This is a genomic window from Ruficoccus amylovorans (genome assembly GCF_014230085.1).
GTDB lineage: Bacteria > Verrucomicrobiota > Verrucomicrobiia > Opitutales > Cerasicoccaceae > Ruficoccus > Ruficoccus amylovorans.
The window spans coordinates 88,208-103,161 of record NZ_JACHVB010000064.1; the positions used below are offsets into that span (position 1 = coordinate 88,208).

The 14,954-nt window shown below is 61.8% G+C and carries 12 protein-coding genes; 8 read left to right on the forward strand and 4 right to left on the reverse strand.

The window, feature by feature from the left end:
* Positions 1-161: 161 nt before the first annotated feature.
* Positions 162-860 (reverse strand): hypothetical protein, encoded by a 699-nt coding sequence (locus H5P28_RS19030; RefSeq protein ID WP_185677276.1) that lies wholly within the window; start codon positions 858-860, stop codon positions 162-164.
* Positions 861-1,149: 289 nt separating this feature from the next.
* Here H5P28_RS19030 and H5P28_RS19035 point away from each other — a divergent pair, with 289 nt between their 5' ends.
* Genes H5P28_RS19035 through H5P28_RS19050 form a run of 4 tightly spaced genes read left to right on the forward strand, consistent with a single transcriptional unit; the run spans position 1,150 to position 4,078 of the window.
* Complete coding sequence (locus tag H5P28_RS19035) at positions 1,150-1,431, forward strand: acylphosphatase (protein WP_185677277.1); 282 nt, start codon at positions 1,150-1,152, stop codon at positions 1,429-1,431.
* Positions 1,431-2,285 carry an ABC transporter ATP-binding protein gene (locus tag H5P28_RS19040; protein WP_185677278.1) on the forward strand — a complete coding sequence of 285 codons (855 nt, stop codon included), beginning with the start codon at positions 1,431-1,433 and terminating at the stop codon, positions 2,283-2,285. The genes H5P28_RS19035 and H5P28_RS19040 overlap by 1 nt, the downstream gene beginning before the upstream one ends.
* Complete coding sequence (locus H5P28_RS19045; protein ID WP_185677279.1) at positions 2,282-3,124, forward strand: ABC transporter permease; 843 nt, start codon at positions 2,282-2,284, stop codon at positions 3,122-3,124. The genes H5P28_RS19040 and H5P28_RS19045 overlap by 4 nt, the downstream gene beginning before the upstream one ends.
* Before the next feature lie 3 nt (positions 3,125-3,127).
* On the forward strand, positions 3,128-4,078 hold the full coding sequence (locus H5P28_RS19050) for a tetratricopeptide repeat protein (protein WP_185677280.1): 951 nt from the start codon (positions 3,128-3,130) through the stop codon (positions 4,076-4,078).
* Between the two features lie 223 nt (positions 4,079-4,301).
* Here H5P28_RS19050 and H5P28_RS19055 read toward each other — a convergent pair whose 3' ends face one another.
* The gene (locus tag H5P28_RS19055) at positions 4,302-5,096 is read right to left on the reverse strand and encodes a substrate-binding periplasmic protein (protein ID WP_185677281.1); all 795 of its coding nucleotides are present in this window, start codon (positions 5,094-5,096) and stop codon (positions 4,302-4,304) included.
* Between the two features lie 176 nt (positions 5,097-5,272).
* On the opposite strand from H5P28_RS19055, the gene H5P28_RS19060 reads away from it, so the two are divergent.
* Entirely contained in the window at positions 5,273-6,217 is a 945-nt protein-coding gene (locus H5P28_RS19060; protein WP_185677282.1) for a hypothetical protein, read from the forward strand.
* 74 nt (positions 6,218-6,291) lie between these two features.
* Positions 6,292-6,696 carry a hypothetical protein gene (locus tag H5P28_RS19065; protein ID WP_185677283.1) on the forward strand — a complete coding sequence of 135 codons (405 nt, stop codon included), beginning with the start codon at positions 6,292-6,294 and terminating at the stop codon, positions 6,694-6,696.
* Between the two features lie 160 nt (positions 6,697-6,856).
* Here the strand turns inward: H5P28_RS19065 and H5P28_RS19070 are convergent, their stop codons facing one another.
* Positions 6,857-7,021 (reverse strand): hypothetical protein, encoded by a 165-nt coding sequence (locus H5P28_RS19070; protein WP_185677284.1) that lies wholly within the window; start codon positions 7,019-7,021, stop codon positions 6,857-6,859.
* Between the two features lie 228 nt (positions 7,022-7,249).
* Here H5P28_RS19070 and H5P28_RS19075 point away from each other — a divergent pair, with 228 nt between their 5' ends.
* Positions 7,250-10,513: a DUF748 domain-containing protein gene (locus H5P28_RS19075; RefSeq protein WP_185677285.1), complete on the forward strand. Its 3,264-nt coding sequence runs from the start codon at positions 7,250-7,252 to the stop codon at positions 10,511-10,513.
* 101 nt (positions 10,514-10,614) lie between these two features.
* Positions 10,615-11,964: a chloride channel protein gene (locus H5P28_RS19080; protein WP_185677286.1), complete on the forward strand. Its 1,350-nt coding sequence runs from the start codon at positions 10,615-10,617 to the stop codon at positions 11,962-11,964.
* Between the two features lie 266 nt (positions 11,965-12,230).
* Here the strand turns inward: H5P28_RS19080 and alaS are convergent, their stop codons facing one another.
* Entirely contained in the window at positions 12,231-14,894 is a 2,664-nt protein-coding gene (gene alaS / locus H5P28_RS19085; protein WP_185677287.1) for an alanine--tRNA ligase, read from the reverse strand.
* Positions 14,895-14,954 lie beyond the last annotated feature (60 nt).

Consider the following 14,954-nt stretch of genomic DNA (forward strand, 5'->3'; position numbering starts at 1 on the left):
ACCCGCTACCTGATTATACCGATTCTCTCCGGGTTTGAAGGTTACCGTTCTGGCGAAGGAACGAAGTTCAGTCCTAAAAGTTTTTCAGGGAGAGCGCGAAAGGGTGTTTTTTTCAAAAAAACACCCTTTCGTATAACCCTTAAAGCTGCTTAGAACTGATATCAGTCGTTGTCGGCGCCGCGGCGTTCTTCCTCGCGGCAGTCGTTCATGACGCGCAGCCAGACTTCGCGCAGGTCGAAGAGCGTGCGGGTGGTCTCAGCCTGGAAGAGGTTGAGGATGCGCAGGTTCTTGATCGAGAGTTTCTGGAGGAGGGAGAGGCTGTGGTTGATGGCCGAGAGCGAGTTTTTCAGGTGGCAGACGGTCAGGTTGAAATCGCCCATGTCGAGGGCGTTGATGGCCATGACCGCGTTGAGTTCGCCCGCGTGCAGGCTGGCCGAGAACCGGCCGACCTCGACCGGGTTGATCGAGCGCTGGTTCTGGAGCGTGAACATCTCCCAGCACTTGAACAGGTGCTGGTAAAGACCGTGAGTGACGATGTAGACCGGGTGTTTGTGGATCGTGTACGGATCCAGATCGCTCTCGCCTTCGCGGCGGGGGCGTTCGCTGTCGTCGTCGTCGGAAAATGAGTTGTCTTCCGCCGAATCGCCGGGGGACCATTCCTCGTTGTCCCATCCCATGATCCGGGCGATGGCGTCGAGGTGGTCTGGCTCGTGTTTGAGTTTGTGGTAGTGGTTGAGGAATTCTGAAATCTCGCGTTCGTTATCCCTCAGGTACCGCTGCCAATCGTACTCATTCCAGGCCAAGTCCTCATTCTGATCCCAATCTCCGTCTGAATAGTTTTCGAAATCGAATCCGCTCATGTGGCGTGCCTGGGTTGGCGGTTAATGCTTGAGTGTAATGTTTCCCAGCCTTCGGTTTTTTTCAATCCCGAATTGAGAGTAAGTTATATCGTACTCTATTCCAGCAGGTAAGGGGCCAACTTTTTCCAAAATCGGCTCGCGAAAACGGGTGGATTTCTGCTTTTGTGGAGGTACCCCGAAAAAGCGCCCCAATGGTGGGTACGTCCCGTTGCCCGCCCGGCTTCTGCCTGTGTTGGTAAACGCCACAACTCTCAAACTCTTAAACTTTCAAACTCTCAAACTTTTCCGCATGTCGCAGACCGTATTCGCCGCCGATGTCCACTTCTCCGGCCATGTGCAGGGGGTGGGGTTCCGCTACACGACGCTTCAGGTGGCCAAGGAGTTCGCCGTGGTCGGCGAGGTGAAGAACCTCTCCGACGGGCGCGTGTACTTGCGGGCCGAGGGCGAGCGGGCCGAAGTCGAGGCCTTCGTGGAGGAGGTTGGCCGGGCGCTGCGCTCCTACATCCGAGAAACCGAGGTGAAAACGGAAACTTGCAATTCGCGCTATCGCGGCTTTACTATCAGTCGTTAATGGAAGCCCCTGCCATCCGTATCCATGATCTCGTCAAGGATTTCCGCATCGGCCTGCGTGGCTGGAAGCTGCGGGCCGTGGACGATGTTTCTCTCGACATTCACGATAACGAGGTTTTCGGCCTGCTCGGTCCCAATGGCTGCGGCAAGAGCACGACCATGAAGGTCGTCCTCGGCTTGCTGGAGCCGACTTCCGGCGGCTGCGAGATCTACGGCGTCCCCAGCCATCAGGTGAAGTCCCGGCTCAACGTCGGCTTTTTGCCCGAAGCGCCGTACTTTTACCGTTACCTGACCGGGCGCGAGCTGCTGAAGTTCTATGCCAAGGTGTGCAGCGTTGAGCCGGGCAAGATCAAGCAGCGGATCAAGGACGTACTCGATATGGTGGGGCTGACCGAGGCGGCGGACCGCCGGGTGGGCACCTACTCCAAGGGCATGCTCCAGCGCATCGGGATCGCCCAGGCCATCGTCCATGACCCCAAGCTCATCATCCTTGATGAGCCGACGGCGGGCGTGGACCCCATCGGTTCGGCCGCTATCGCCGACCTCATCCGCGAGCTCAAGAAGCAGGGCAAGACGATTATGCTCTGCTCGCACCTGCTGGCGCAGGTCGAGGGCGTCTGCGACCGCGTGGCGATCATGGACCGGGGCAAGGTCGTGCTGGAAGGCGAAGTGGACGACCTGCTGAGCAAGCACGACCAGCAATCGCTGCTGGTAAACAATTTTCCCGAGGCCGCCCGGGCCGAGGTCGAGGCCGTGCTGGCCAGGCACGGCTCCAAGCTGGTCGGGGTGGACACGCCGCGCATCAGCCTGGACGACCTTTTCCTCAAACACACCGGCAAGGGAGGCAAGTCATGAGCGGATCCTGTCACCGTATCCTCACCATCGGACGCAACACCTTTCTGGATGCCGTCCGGCAGAAGTTTTTTAACGCGCTGGTCATCCTGTCGGTGGCGCTGATTGTCAGCTCGCGCTTTTTCCGGCAGTTCGACTTTGGCAGCGGCGAGCTGAAGTTCATCGCGGACTTCGGGCTGGGGGCGATCCTGCTCTTTGGCTCGATCCTGGCCGTGGTTGCCACCGCGCAGCTCTTTTACAGCGAGATCGAGAACCGCACGGCCCTGACCATCCTGGCCAAGCCGGTGTACCGCTGGGAGTTTCTGGCCGGAAAGTTCCTCGGCGTGTTCCTGCTGCTGCTGGTCTTTACCGCGCTGATGTCGGGCATCCTCGGCGTCATGCTCTACTGGCGCGAGAGTGCGCTCATGGAGCGTTTCGGGGACCAGTTTGAGGACGGGCACCGCCTGGTCAGCTACGGCGGGCTCTTCGGCTTCGCCGTTCTCCAGTGGCTCAAGCTCGGGGTGCTCTGCGCGGTCACGCTGTTCGTTTCCAGCTTTTCCAATACCAACCTGTACTCGGTGGTCGTGTCGTTCTTCGTCATGATTATCTGCCAGCTTCAGTACATCGCTCGCGACAGTTGGGAAAACATCGGCAACCCGGTGCTCAAGGGCCTCGTCTGGGCGTTGAGCCTGCTGTTCCCGAATTTCCAGATGTTCAACGTGGGCGACGTGATGCTCTTTCCGCACGACGCCACGGAGCAACTCGGAGCGTTCACGCCCTGGGCCATCGGGGGCTACGGGCTCGTCTATATCGTCGTTTTCATCGGACTGGCCGTGTACGCCTTCCGCCGCCGGGAAATCTAAGTCATGGATTTGAAGCGAAACATCTGGGTGCGCCGCACGGTCACGCTGTTGGCCTGCTTCTGCACGCTGCTGGTGGTCGGCCTGGTGCTGTCGCCGCTCCAGCGCCACGCCTGGGGCAAGGTGCGTTCGCTCCAGCCGGAGCTGAACCTCAAGGAGGTCGAGGGCGCGCTGGGGCAGGGCCTGGTCATCGGCCTGCTGGGCGGATTCCGCACGATCATCGCGGACATGGTTTTCATCCGGGCAAATGTTTACTGGGAGAAAAAGGACCGCGAAAAAACCGAGGCCCTCATCAACCTGACCACGGCCATCGACCCGCGCCCGATGTTTTTCTGGCTCAACGGCTCGCGCATCATGGCCTACGACATCCCGATCTGGCGCATCAACGAGGCGGGCGGCCTGGACGCCGTCCCCAGGAGCGTGCAGGATCAGATCTACAACCAGCAGGCGCAGCGGGGGATCGACTTCATCGACCGCGCCGGGAAGTACTTCCCCGACGACTACCGCATCCCGCTGGAAAAGGCCCAGATCTACAACAACAAGATGAAGGACAAGGAGAAGGCGGCGGAATACTTCCTCAAGGCGTACCGCACCAAAGACGGGCCCTACTACACGGCCCGCATCTACGCCGAACTGCTGCGTCAGATGAAGCGCGACCAGGAAGCGTACGACTTTTACCGCCAGCTCTACTCGGAACTACCCGACGACGACATGCGCGCGAACAAGCCCGTCGTCCTCGAACGCATCCGCGAACTGGAAAACGAGCTTAACGTGCCCGCCGTCCAGCGCCTGCCCGCGCAGGAGAACGAACGTTACCTGACCGGCTACATGCAGGATGAGCTCCCGGTCGGTGTGCAGACTCCCCTTGGCAACACCCAGGTCTATCCCGGCGAAATGTACCCCGAGCCTGAGCCTCAGCCTTCGCACGCTGACAGTCACGAAGGCCACAGTCACTAGTGGGGGAGAGTCGTTAAAATCCTTTTCGGGGTTGTGCGCCGCGGAACTCCGGTGCGTGGCGTCCGATCCGACTCAGAGCTTATCCAGGCAAATCCTCTGTGCCTTTTGTGGTTAGAAAAAGAACCCGCCAACGGCCCTCGTGAGGGCTTTGCTTACCGGCGAACTTTCTCTGCCGCTCTTCCCGGCCTTCCTGTTAAAAAAATCCTCCGACTCCGAAAGCCGCTTACAAAATCCCCGGCATCTGGGGCAGCCACAGGGCGATGGCGTGGTTGAGCGAGCCGTCTTCCTGCATGGTGGTGAGGGCGGTGTTGACCTTGTTTTGCAGGGCGGTGTCGTCCTTGCGCATGGCCCAGCCGAGGTGTTCGACGGTGAGGTTCTGCGGGACGGCCACAATCTCGTCACCGGCGCGCTTGGAGGCGATCCAGAGAATGACGGGCGAATCATAGATAAAGAGGTCCACCTGGCCGCGCACGAGGGCGTCGGTCGCCTGCTCCGGGGTGGAGAACTCGACCGGCTTGGCCCGCGGGAAGTGATTGTCCACGAAGTTGGCTCCGGTGGTATCGCTGATGACTCCGGCCTGGGCGCGGGTGCTGAGGATGTTGTTGATGGAGTTGTAGCGCACCTTGTCCTCGCTGCGGACCATGGCCATCTGGCCGTACTCCAGATAGGGCTCGGAAAAGGCGACGAGGTCTTCGCGCTCGCGGGTGACGGTCATGCCCGACATCACGATGTCGATGCGCTTGTCCTGCAAGGCCGGGATCATGTCCTCCCACTCCAGCTCGACGAATTGCACCGGGCGCTTGAGCTGCTTGCCCAGCAGGCGGGCCAGGTCGATCTCGACGCCTTCGAGCTTGTCTCCGGTCTTGAAGACCAGGGGCGGCGAATCCGGGGTCACGCCGACTTTGAGCGGGGCGACGCGGAAGGGGCTCAGGTTGGGCCGGTCGGTGTCCTGGCCGACGAGCGGCAGGGCCAGCGTGAACAGGAGCAAGAAGCGGAGGATGTGAGAGCGGATGTCCATGCGTGCTGCTGAAATATCCCCAATGCGCCCGAAAAAGCCAGTCAAAAGCGGCTCGGGCGGATATTTAAGAAGGTCGGCGCAGGGGCCGGGATGACTGTGTGCGCGTGCTTTAGGCAGCGAGGATTAATAAATATCCGGGCTTGTGCACGGCGGGGAGAGTTCCTTTAGTGGCCGCCATGCAACTGCTTCCCCGGACCTCTTTTCTCGGCCTTCTGCTCCTCTCGGCCCTGGCGGCTCTTCCGCTGCATGGGCAGGACGGGCAGACCGCCGGCGAATACGCCTACACGCCCACCGGCACCGACTGGGACGAATGGGACGATGTCAACACCGAGGCCTGGAGCAGTTTTGAGAGTTTTGACATGGAGCGCTGGGTCGGCACCTGGGATGACCAGTCGTTCGGGCTGAACTTCAGCTACGAGTCACAGACGGTGATCTGGGGCTCGCAGGCCGCCCAGCAGTCGATCATGCCGGAATTCGTCTGGCTGGGGCCGCTTTTCGGGGGGGAGGGCTACACGTCGATCAAGGGTATTATCCCGCTGGATTCGCGTTTTTCCGAGCAGATGTTCATCTACGGGGGCTGGAAGTATCATCTGACCCCGGACGTTGACGTGGACATCGGTGGCAACATCGTCCTGGCCACGAAGCAGAACTACGGTCCCGGCGTACCCACGCCCTGGGGTTCGGGCTGGTCGGATCGGGGCACGGTCTATATCGGGCTGATCGCGAACTGCCTGCTGCACCCCTCGGTATACATGGAGTACGACTTCATGCTCGACCAGAAGAACCTGATTTTCGCCATCCAGCAGGACTGGGACCTGCACGAGGAGTTCGGGCTGCCCGAGGGGCTGGTGCTGGACTTCGAGGCGCGCTTCGGCTGGCTCTCCGCCAACGCCTGGCTCGGTAACGGGCGTACGCCCGGCGGCCAGCAGTGGCGCAACGGGTACGTCTATTCGGAGAACCAGCTCAACCTGATTTACAACTTCTTCGAGGGCTTTTCCACCTACGTTGGCGTCCGCTACGCCTGGAACAACGACGGCACCGGCCCGACCGGCATCAACGGCATCGAGATGGGCCCGGACAGCATGGTGTGGTTTGGGGCCGGGGTCGGCTACGAGTTTTAAACGGCCGGGGTTAACGTCACACGCCTGACAAAGGGGGTTGCCTTGCGGGCCAGAGTGGGTTCACAGTGTTTTTCATGCGACAAGCATTCATTCTTTCCGCTCTGTTGTGCACGCTGGCCTGGTTCACGGGCTGCGTCAGCGAAGACACTTTCAAGCACCCGGCACCCGCCGCCCTCTCCGGCGAGTGGGTGAACGCGGGCAACGGCAACGCCCTTCAGTTTCAGGACAACAACCGCTTCTCCCTCGTCGTCGAGGGTGAGACCCCCCGCCGCCTGACCGGCTGGGCCTACTACCCGCAGAGCAACCATGTCAGCCTGCAGTTTGACTCGCGGCTGGCCATCTGCCCGGACGTGACCGGCGTCTATCTCTACGAGCGCGACGGTGACAAGCTGAGCCTGACCCCCGTCCGTGAAAGCTGTGAGGAACGCAAGGAGATGGTCGGCGGGTCCTGGGAGCAGAAGGATTCTAGCTGGTTCTAGGGCGAAGGCGCCCTCAACTGACGTTGGCTTGGTTGCTGATCGCACTATTCCACCGCAGAGGCACAAAGACGCAGAGCGATCTCTGGGTGTTTGAAGGCTTTTGTAGTCCTCTTGTGCCCTTAAATAAAGCCGTATCCCATTTGTTGGTCGGGTTCAGGCGCTAGACAGCGGCGAGGATGCCGCCGACAAAAGCGATCAGGCCGATTAGCGTCCATTCCGCCACGGCTTCATCCTTCGCCCCGATCCGCCAAGACATCAATCCGTGCAGCAGGAACGGCGACCCGAGTAGGAGGCCGAAGACGAAAATGACGATGAAACCCAACATAATACCTAAACCGTAGTACCGTATTGCCAGTGATTCAAGAGATTTGAGATCGCGTATCCTGCAGGAGAGCAACCCGCAGGTGCCCGATCAAAGCCTCTGAGTCTTTGCGCCTCTGCGGTAAAAACAAAACCATTTCGCGAGCCGCAGAGGAGATAAACGTCTGCTTTGAGCGTCATTTTTATCATACCGGTGGTTGCACCGTCGCATGAATGCTCCTAGCGTGGGGGTATGATGGCGGAGAAACCACGACGCAAGTTCAAGTGGCTGCGGCGCATTGCCATTACGGCGGTGGCGCTCGTCCTGTTTTACACCGTGTTTGGCTTTTGGGGCGTGCCCCTGCTGATCCGTTACGTGGGGCTGGCCAAGGTCAATGACAGCATCGCCGGACATGGCGAAATCGAGGCCATTTATTTTAACCCGTACACCTACCAACTGCGCGTGGAGGGCATGCAGGGCTTCACGCCGGATGGTGAGGTCGCGCTCGGGATGCGGGAGTTGCGGGTCAATTTCGCGTTCACCTCGCTCTTTGGGGACAACCTGCGCTTTCAGGAAGTTTACTTCGGCGAGCCGATGTTTAACCTGGTCGTCGATCCGGACGGAAACGTCAATATCCAGAGTGCGCTGGAGCAGTTGCAGGCGCAGGTCGAGGACCAGGTGCATCAGAACGAGGAGTCGGGTGAGCCGTTCGAGATCCCCGTCATCGAGGTCGAAATCCTTCAGGTCGAAAAGGCCACCCTCAGCGCCCGGCTGGAAAACCTCAGCGACCCCTTCGAGCGCAAGGTCGAGAACCTGTCGTTTGTGATGAAGGATATCCGGACCTCGCCCGACCGCGACAACCCCTACCATTTTACCCTCGATACAACCTCCGGCGAGGAGATCAAAATCGACGGCAGCATCAAGCTCGACCCGCTCAGCTCTGATGGGAGCATCAGCATCGACCGGATCAAGCTGGCCGATTTCTACAAGTTCACCAACGACGAACTCGGCTTCACCGTGGCCGGGGGCGAGTTGAGCTTTTCCGCCGACTATGCGTTCCGTCCGGTGCGTGAGCCCCGCGAGCTGTTTATCCAGAACGGACGCGTGCTGCTGGAAGGGTTTGAACTGCGTCCGCGTGGCTCCGACGAGCCCTTCCAGACACTGGAGCGTTTCGAGATGGATGGCATCGCCGTCTACCTGTTCCGGGGGGCGGTCGCGGTGGACAAAATCGACATCGTCAACGGCATGCTCAAGGTCGTCCGCGACAAGGCCGGGGTGCTTAGCCTTGTCCGCTACGTGACCCCGAAGGAGCGCCAGGCCGAGCTGGAGCAGATGGTGGCCGCGGAGCAGCAGGCCGACAAGGCCGCCCGCGAGTTTATCTTCGGGCTTATCGCCGACCAGCAGGACATCGGTCTGGCCTTCACTTCGGCCTGGCAGCAGTTGCAGGAGATGGTCGAAGTGAGCTGGGATCTCAAGGTCGGCCAGCTCAACGTCGAGAACCAGAACCTCATCCTCATCGACGAAGTCCCCGCCGACCCCGTCAAGGTGACGCTCGGCGAGATCAACCTCGCCGTGACCGACATGGCCAACCAGAGCGAAACGCCGTTCCCCTTCGACCTTGCGCTCAACGTCAACGAGACGGGCAAGGTCACGGCCAGGGGCACCTTTACCTCGGTCCCTCCGTCCGTGGATTTTGAGTACAACGTCGAAAACATCGACCTGACCGCTTTCAGCCCGTACGTGGCGGCTTCCTCGCCCGCCCGCCTCAATCGCGCCGTCCTCGCCAACAAGGGTAAACTCAAGGCGAGCTTCCCCGACCAGGCCCTGCCCACGGTCGAGGCCAGCTACACCGTTACGCTGACGGACTTCGACACGACCGTCGGCCCACCGCTTTACACCGCCGAGGCCCCGCTGCACGTCGCCGCCCAGCGCCTCGTCCACAGCGGGCGCACGCAGGCGAGCTTTCCGGCGGATGACCTGCCGGACATGACTTCGCTTGGCGACGCGCTGGTGGCGGGCTTCGCGCTCGGGCGCGGGGCGGACACCGAGCCGCTGGTGAGCTGGGACAAGCTGACCATCACCGCCATCGACACCGCCACCCACCCGATGAAGGCCCAGGTGGACACCGTTACGCTTGAGGGCCTGACCACCCATGTCGTTCGCGCCCCCGGCGGCGAGCTTAACCTCCTGACCGAGCTGATCCCGCAAATGCCCGACTCCGCGACTCCCCCGGCAGCAGACGCTACTTCCGCCGCCGGGGACAAGCCTGTGCCTGCGGGTCCGAGTGCGGGAAACCAGTCTCAAGCCGCCGGCGACACAGCACCCGACGGGCCGGGACCGGCCTTTGATGTCGATCCCGCTAATATCGGGCTGAAGCGCTTCGTGCTCAAGAACGGGACCGTCTCGGTCCTCGACCAGACGGTGACACCCAATGCGGCCTTTACCCTCAAGCAGATGGCGGCCACGGTCGGCCCGCTCAGCCTCGCACCCGGCGCGACGACCGACATCGACTCCAGCCTGACGCTGGAAAAGGACGGCTCGGGCACGATCAACGTCACCGGCACCACGCTGCTGGTCGATCCGCTTTCGCAGTCCACCGTCCAGGTCAACATCAGTGACCTGCCGATGACGGGCTTCTCCGGCTACGCCGTACAGGCGGTCGGTTCGCCCCTGACGGGCGGCACCTTCAACGGTGACTTCTCCTACGGGGTCAGTACCGACGAGCTCAAGGGCGACAACAAGCTGAAGATCAAAAAAGTGCGCTTCGGCCAGCGTGTGCCCGAGAGCAAGGCCCCGAATCTGCCGCTCGATCTGGGCATCGCCGTGATGGAAAACCGCGACGGCTTTATCGACCTCGACGTGCCGGTGAGCGGGAATCTGGAAGACCCCCAGTTTACGATCAGCAAGGTCGTTAGCACCGCGTTGTCCAATATCTTTGAGAAGGTCGTGACCGCGCCGTTTGCGTTGCTGGGCTCGGCCTTCGGCTCCGGCGGCGAGGCTCCGCCGAGCGAAGTCACCTTTGTCGCCGGAAGCTCAAACCTGCCGGACGCGGCCAGGGAGCCGCTCACCCTTTTGGCAAAGGCGCTTTACGACCGCCCGGCGCTTGCGCTCAACCTCGTGCCCTCGGTCGATATGAAAAAGGATGTCGAATTCTTCCGCGAGGATCTGGTGGAAGACAGCATCGAGGAACTGCGTACCCAGGAGGGCAAGGATTGGAACGACGCGGTTGAGGCGCTCTTTGACAAAGCCTTCCCCGAAGGGCTCCCGGCCAACCCCGACGGCACCGAAGTCACACTCACACCCGGCGTGATGAAGGCGAAGCTGGTCGAGGTGCAGGAGGTCCCCGACACGCTGCTGCAACTGCTCGCCCACCAGCGGGCCGAGGAGGTTAAGACATTTATCCTCGCCAGCCAGGAGCTCGACGCCGGACGCGTGGCCGAAGAGGCCCCCGAAGGCGGCTTCGCCCAGGACGGCTCCAAGGTCAGCTTCAAGCTCGGCGTGGCCAAGTCGAAGTAGGAGAAGGGGGGAAACGTGTCCGTTTGCTGCCACATCATGTGAGGTGGCCGGATACCTATTTGACTCGCCTTGAGGTTGGTTCGTGAAGAGAAAGGTCAGTGATGCCTGAGAAGGAGCCATCGCCGCCGCATGAAGCCGCTCAAGGCCTGTCCGCCGCCGGAGCTCAGGCGGGACTGCGCCAATTTATCGAGTGGCGTTTCGTGCTGGCCGCCGCGCTCGTGTGCCTGGCTGCCGGGGTTGTCGGGGCGGTTTTTACCTGGATGCTCGAAGGGGTGGAGCACGCGGTTTTCGGCTTTAGCACGGGGACTTTTGCCGAGGCCATTACCAAGGTCCCGGCGCATCACCGGTTTATTGCGGTCTGTGTGGCGGGGCCGCTGGTGGCGGTTGCCTGGTTTTTACTGCGTAGGCATGGGCCGGGCATCCCGTCGGTCTCGGGCATTTACAGCGGCAAGCGAATTCCCCTCGGCTGGATGGCGGCCGACACGACCCTGCAAGTGGTCAATGTCGCCTTTGGAGGCTCCATTGGCCGCGAAGGTGCGCCCCGGCAGGATGCGGCGCTCACGGCCACAGACTCGGCTTCGTGGCTGAGGCTGGGAGAGTGGCAGCGGCGGGTGCTCGTCGCCTGCGGAGCCGGGGCCGGCTTGTCCGCGATTTATAATATCCCCTTTGGAGGGATGCTCTTTGCCGTCGAGATCATGATCGGCCTGCGCGTGCTGTGGTCAGCACGCAAGCTTGCACTGGCGGTGGTGGTATGGTCCTTTCTTATTTCGTGGGGCGCGACGATTATCGCGCGGATCGCCGTCCCCGACGCCCATGCCTATCAGATGGAATGGGGGAGGGTGGATCTTTCGCTCGTCCTGATCGCGGTACTGATTGGCCCGCTGGCAGGGGCATTGGGCTACGGCTTCGGAAAGCTGGTGGAGGGGGCATCCGCGCGAGCACCGAAGGACCGTAATATCCTCTGGATGATGCCCGTCTGCTACCTGTTGCTGGCGGGGCTGGCCATTCCGTTTCCGCTTATTCTGGGAAATGGACACGCGATGGCAGAGGACATTTTCAGTGGCGAGGTGCCCTTGCTCATTGTTGGGCTGCTTGTCGTGGCAAAGCCGGTCGCCACGCTGCTGACTGTCCGCGCCGGGGCCACGGGTGGCAAGTTGACCCCTTCAATGTCAACCGGGGCGGCGGTCGGGATGATGCTGGCCGCCGGGTTCTCGCTCTTCTTGCCGGTGCATGCCGCCATGGCGGCCGTGCTCGGTGCGGGGGCGTTTCTGGCGGGCTCGATGCGTGCTCCGCTAACAGCAGGAGTGCTTGCGATTGAGCTGACCGGAGCTGCGCCCGCGGTGTGGCCGCTGGTGGTGGTGGCTATCGGTGGAACGCAGTTGGTGGACGTTGGGCTGGCTTACCTGCGACGCAGGAAAAAAGGGCCGGACGGACCTGGCCTGCTGGAGTGAGCCGGAAGGCGGACGTTTCGTGGAGAAACTTCTCCGGCGACCGGTATGACAATAGTTAATGAAAAACGTGTAGTTAAAAACAACTACACACCTTGTCGTCGAAAACCGGATACATTCCTGATGCCGCTTCTCTCCACGGCTTAACGTTCCTGCAAAGGAACGAAGTTCCGTCTCAAAAGTTTTTTGGGGAGAGCGCGAGAGGGTGCTTTTTTTAAAAAACACCCTCTCGCCTAAACCTCAAAGCTGTTTCGACCGGTCTAATGCTCCTACTGGAGCAGGGCCTTGAGAGCCGGGGCGAGCTGGTCGGCGTCCTTGCCGCCGCCCATGGCGAAGTCGGGTTTGCCGCCGCCCTTGCCGCCGAGCGCGGCGGTCAGCTCGCGTACGATGTCGCCCGCCTTGTGGCCTTGCTTGATCGCTTCGGGCGAGCAGGTAGCCAGGACCGTGACCTTGCCGTCGAAGTCGCCACCGAGCACGACCACGCCTTCGCCGAGCTTCTTGAGCAGGTCGATGGCGAGCCCGCGCATGTCGTTCGGGTTAGCGACTTTGACCGGGGCGGCGATCCACTTGATACCGTCCTTTTCCACCGCGTGCGAGAGCAGGTCCCCGCCTTGGGCGGCGGCCTGTTTCTGCTCCAGTCCGCGCAGCTTTTTCTCCAGTTCGGAGCGCTGGTCGAGGAGGACTTGCAGGCGCTCTTCGAGTTCGTCGGGACGGCAGGAGAGCTTGCGCGAAAGGCTGCCGAGGCGGTCGAAATTACGCCCGGCCAGCTCAATGGCGTTCTGTCCGCTGACGGCCTCAATACGCCGTGTGCCCGCCGCGATGGCGGCCTCCGAGACGATCTTGAACATCCCAAGCTCACCGGTGGCGCGGACGTGGGTGCCGCCGCAAAGTTCCTTCGAGTAGCCGCCGATATCGACCACACGCACGATGGCCCCGTACTTCTCGCCGAAGACCGAGACGACATCGTCGGGCTTGTCTTCGAGCGGGATTTCGTACCACTGGACCGGGTCGTTGGCGATGATCCTGGCGTTGATCATCTCTTCGATCTCGTGGAGTTGCTCAGGGCTGAGCGCCTCGAAGTGGCTGAAGTCAAAGCGCAGGTGCCCCGGCGAGACGAGCGAACCGGCCTGGCGGATGTGTGAGCCGAGCTGCTCGCGCAGCGCCCAGTCGAGCAGGTGCGTGGCCGAGTGGTGGCGCTGGATCTGGCGGCGGCGGGCGGTGTCCACGCTGAGCACGGCGGGCTGGCTGACGAGCTTGTTGTAGGCGTCCGACTTGGGGGCCTTGTGCAGGACGTGCCCGGCGGCGTCCGTGATTGTATTCAAAATCTCGATACGCTGGCCGCCGATCTCGGCATGGCCGGTGTCGCCGACCTGGCCGCCCATTTCCGCGTAGAAGGGCGACTGGGCGAAAACGAGGTAGCTCTCCTCCTCACCCTCGAAGGTGCCGACGAGCGTCGTCTCGACGTGGGAGATTTCGGAGCAGTTGTAGCCGACGAACTGGGTGGAGTGGACTTTTTCCCCCTCCTCGAAGACGGAGATGACGTCCTTTTTCTGCGCGGAGCGGGCGCGCTGGCGCTGCTGCTCCATCTGCGCCTCGAAGCCCGCGCTGTCCACCGTGAGCCCGCGCTCGCGGGCGATGATCTGCGTGAGATCGAGCGGGAAACCGTAGGTGTCGTAGAGGATGAACGCCTGCTCGCCGGTGATGCCGGTGCCGTCGAGGGTGAACTTGTCAAAGAGCTGGAGGCCGCGGTCGAGCGTGCGGTCGAAGGCCTGCTCCTCCTGCCGGATTACTTTTAGGATGACCTCCTGCTGGTCCGCCAGTTCGGGGAAGTGGGGAGCCATTTTGGTGACCAGCGGGGCGACGAGGTTGGCGAAGAAGCCGCGCGGCAGGTTGATGCGCTTGCCGAACATGACGGCGCGGCGCAGGATGCGGCGCAGCACGTAGTTGCGGCCCTCGTTGCCGGGGAGGATGCCGTCGGCGATGGAGAAGGACAGGGTGCGGATGTGGTCGGCCAGCACGCGGAAGATGACGTCCGTCATTTCCTGGCCGGAGAGGTCGTCGCGGTTCTTCGGGACGGTACCGGTGTAGGTGCGCCCGGACATGTCCGAGATGTGCCGGAAGAGGTCGCCGAAGAGGTCGCTGTCGTAGTTGCTGGGCTCTTTGGTGAAATCCTTAAACCCGTCGGTCGTGGCGAAGATCCCGGCCACGCGCTCGAAGCCCATGCCGGTATCGACATGCTTGGCCGAGAGGGGCTTGAAGGTGCCGTTGGCCTCGGCGTTGAACTGCATGAAGACGAGGTTCCAGATCTCGATGCACTGCGGACTGTCGGCGTTGACCAGCTCGCCGCGCGAGTCGCCCTTGGGCGTGAGGTCGATGTGGATTTCCGAGCACGGGCCGCAGGGGCCGGTGTCGCCCATCATCCAGAAGTTGTCCTTCTTGTTGCCGGTGCGGATGTGCAGCTTGGGGTCGAGCCCGTCGGCGCTGAGCACGTCCTTCCAGATGTCGTAAGCCTCCTGGTCGAACTCCGCCGGATCGCCTTCGTCGGGGCGGTAAACGGTGGCGTAGAGCCGTTCCCTGGGCAGCCCCCAGACGCGGGTCAGCAGTTCCCAGGCCCACTCGATGGCTTCGCGCTTGAAGTAGTCGCCGAAGGACCAGTTGCCCAGCATCTCGAAGAGCGTGTGGTGGTACGTGTCGAAGCCGACATCGTCGAGGTCGTTGTGCTTGCCCCCGGCGCGGATGCACTTCTGCGTGTCGCAGGCCCGCTTGAACGGGGCCTTCTGCTCGCCCAGAAAGTACGGGACGAACTGGTTCATCCCCGCGTTGGTGAAGAGCAGGTTGGGCGAGCTCGGCATGAGCGGAGCCGAGGACACGACCGTGTGCCCCTTCGAGGCGAAGAAGTCGAGGAAGCTCTGACGAAGTTCAGCGGAGGTCATTTGGGAATAAGATGTTGGATGTTAACCACAGAGGGCACAGAGAACACAGAGAGGTTCTAT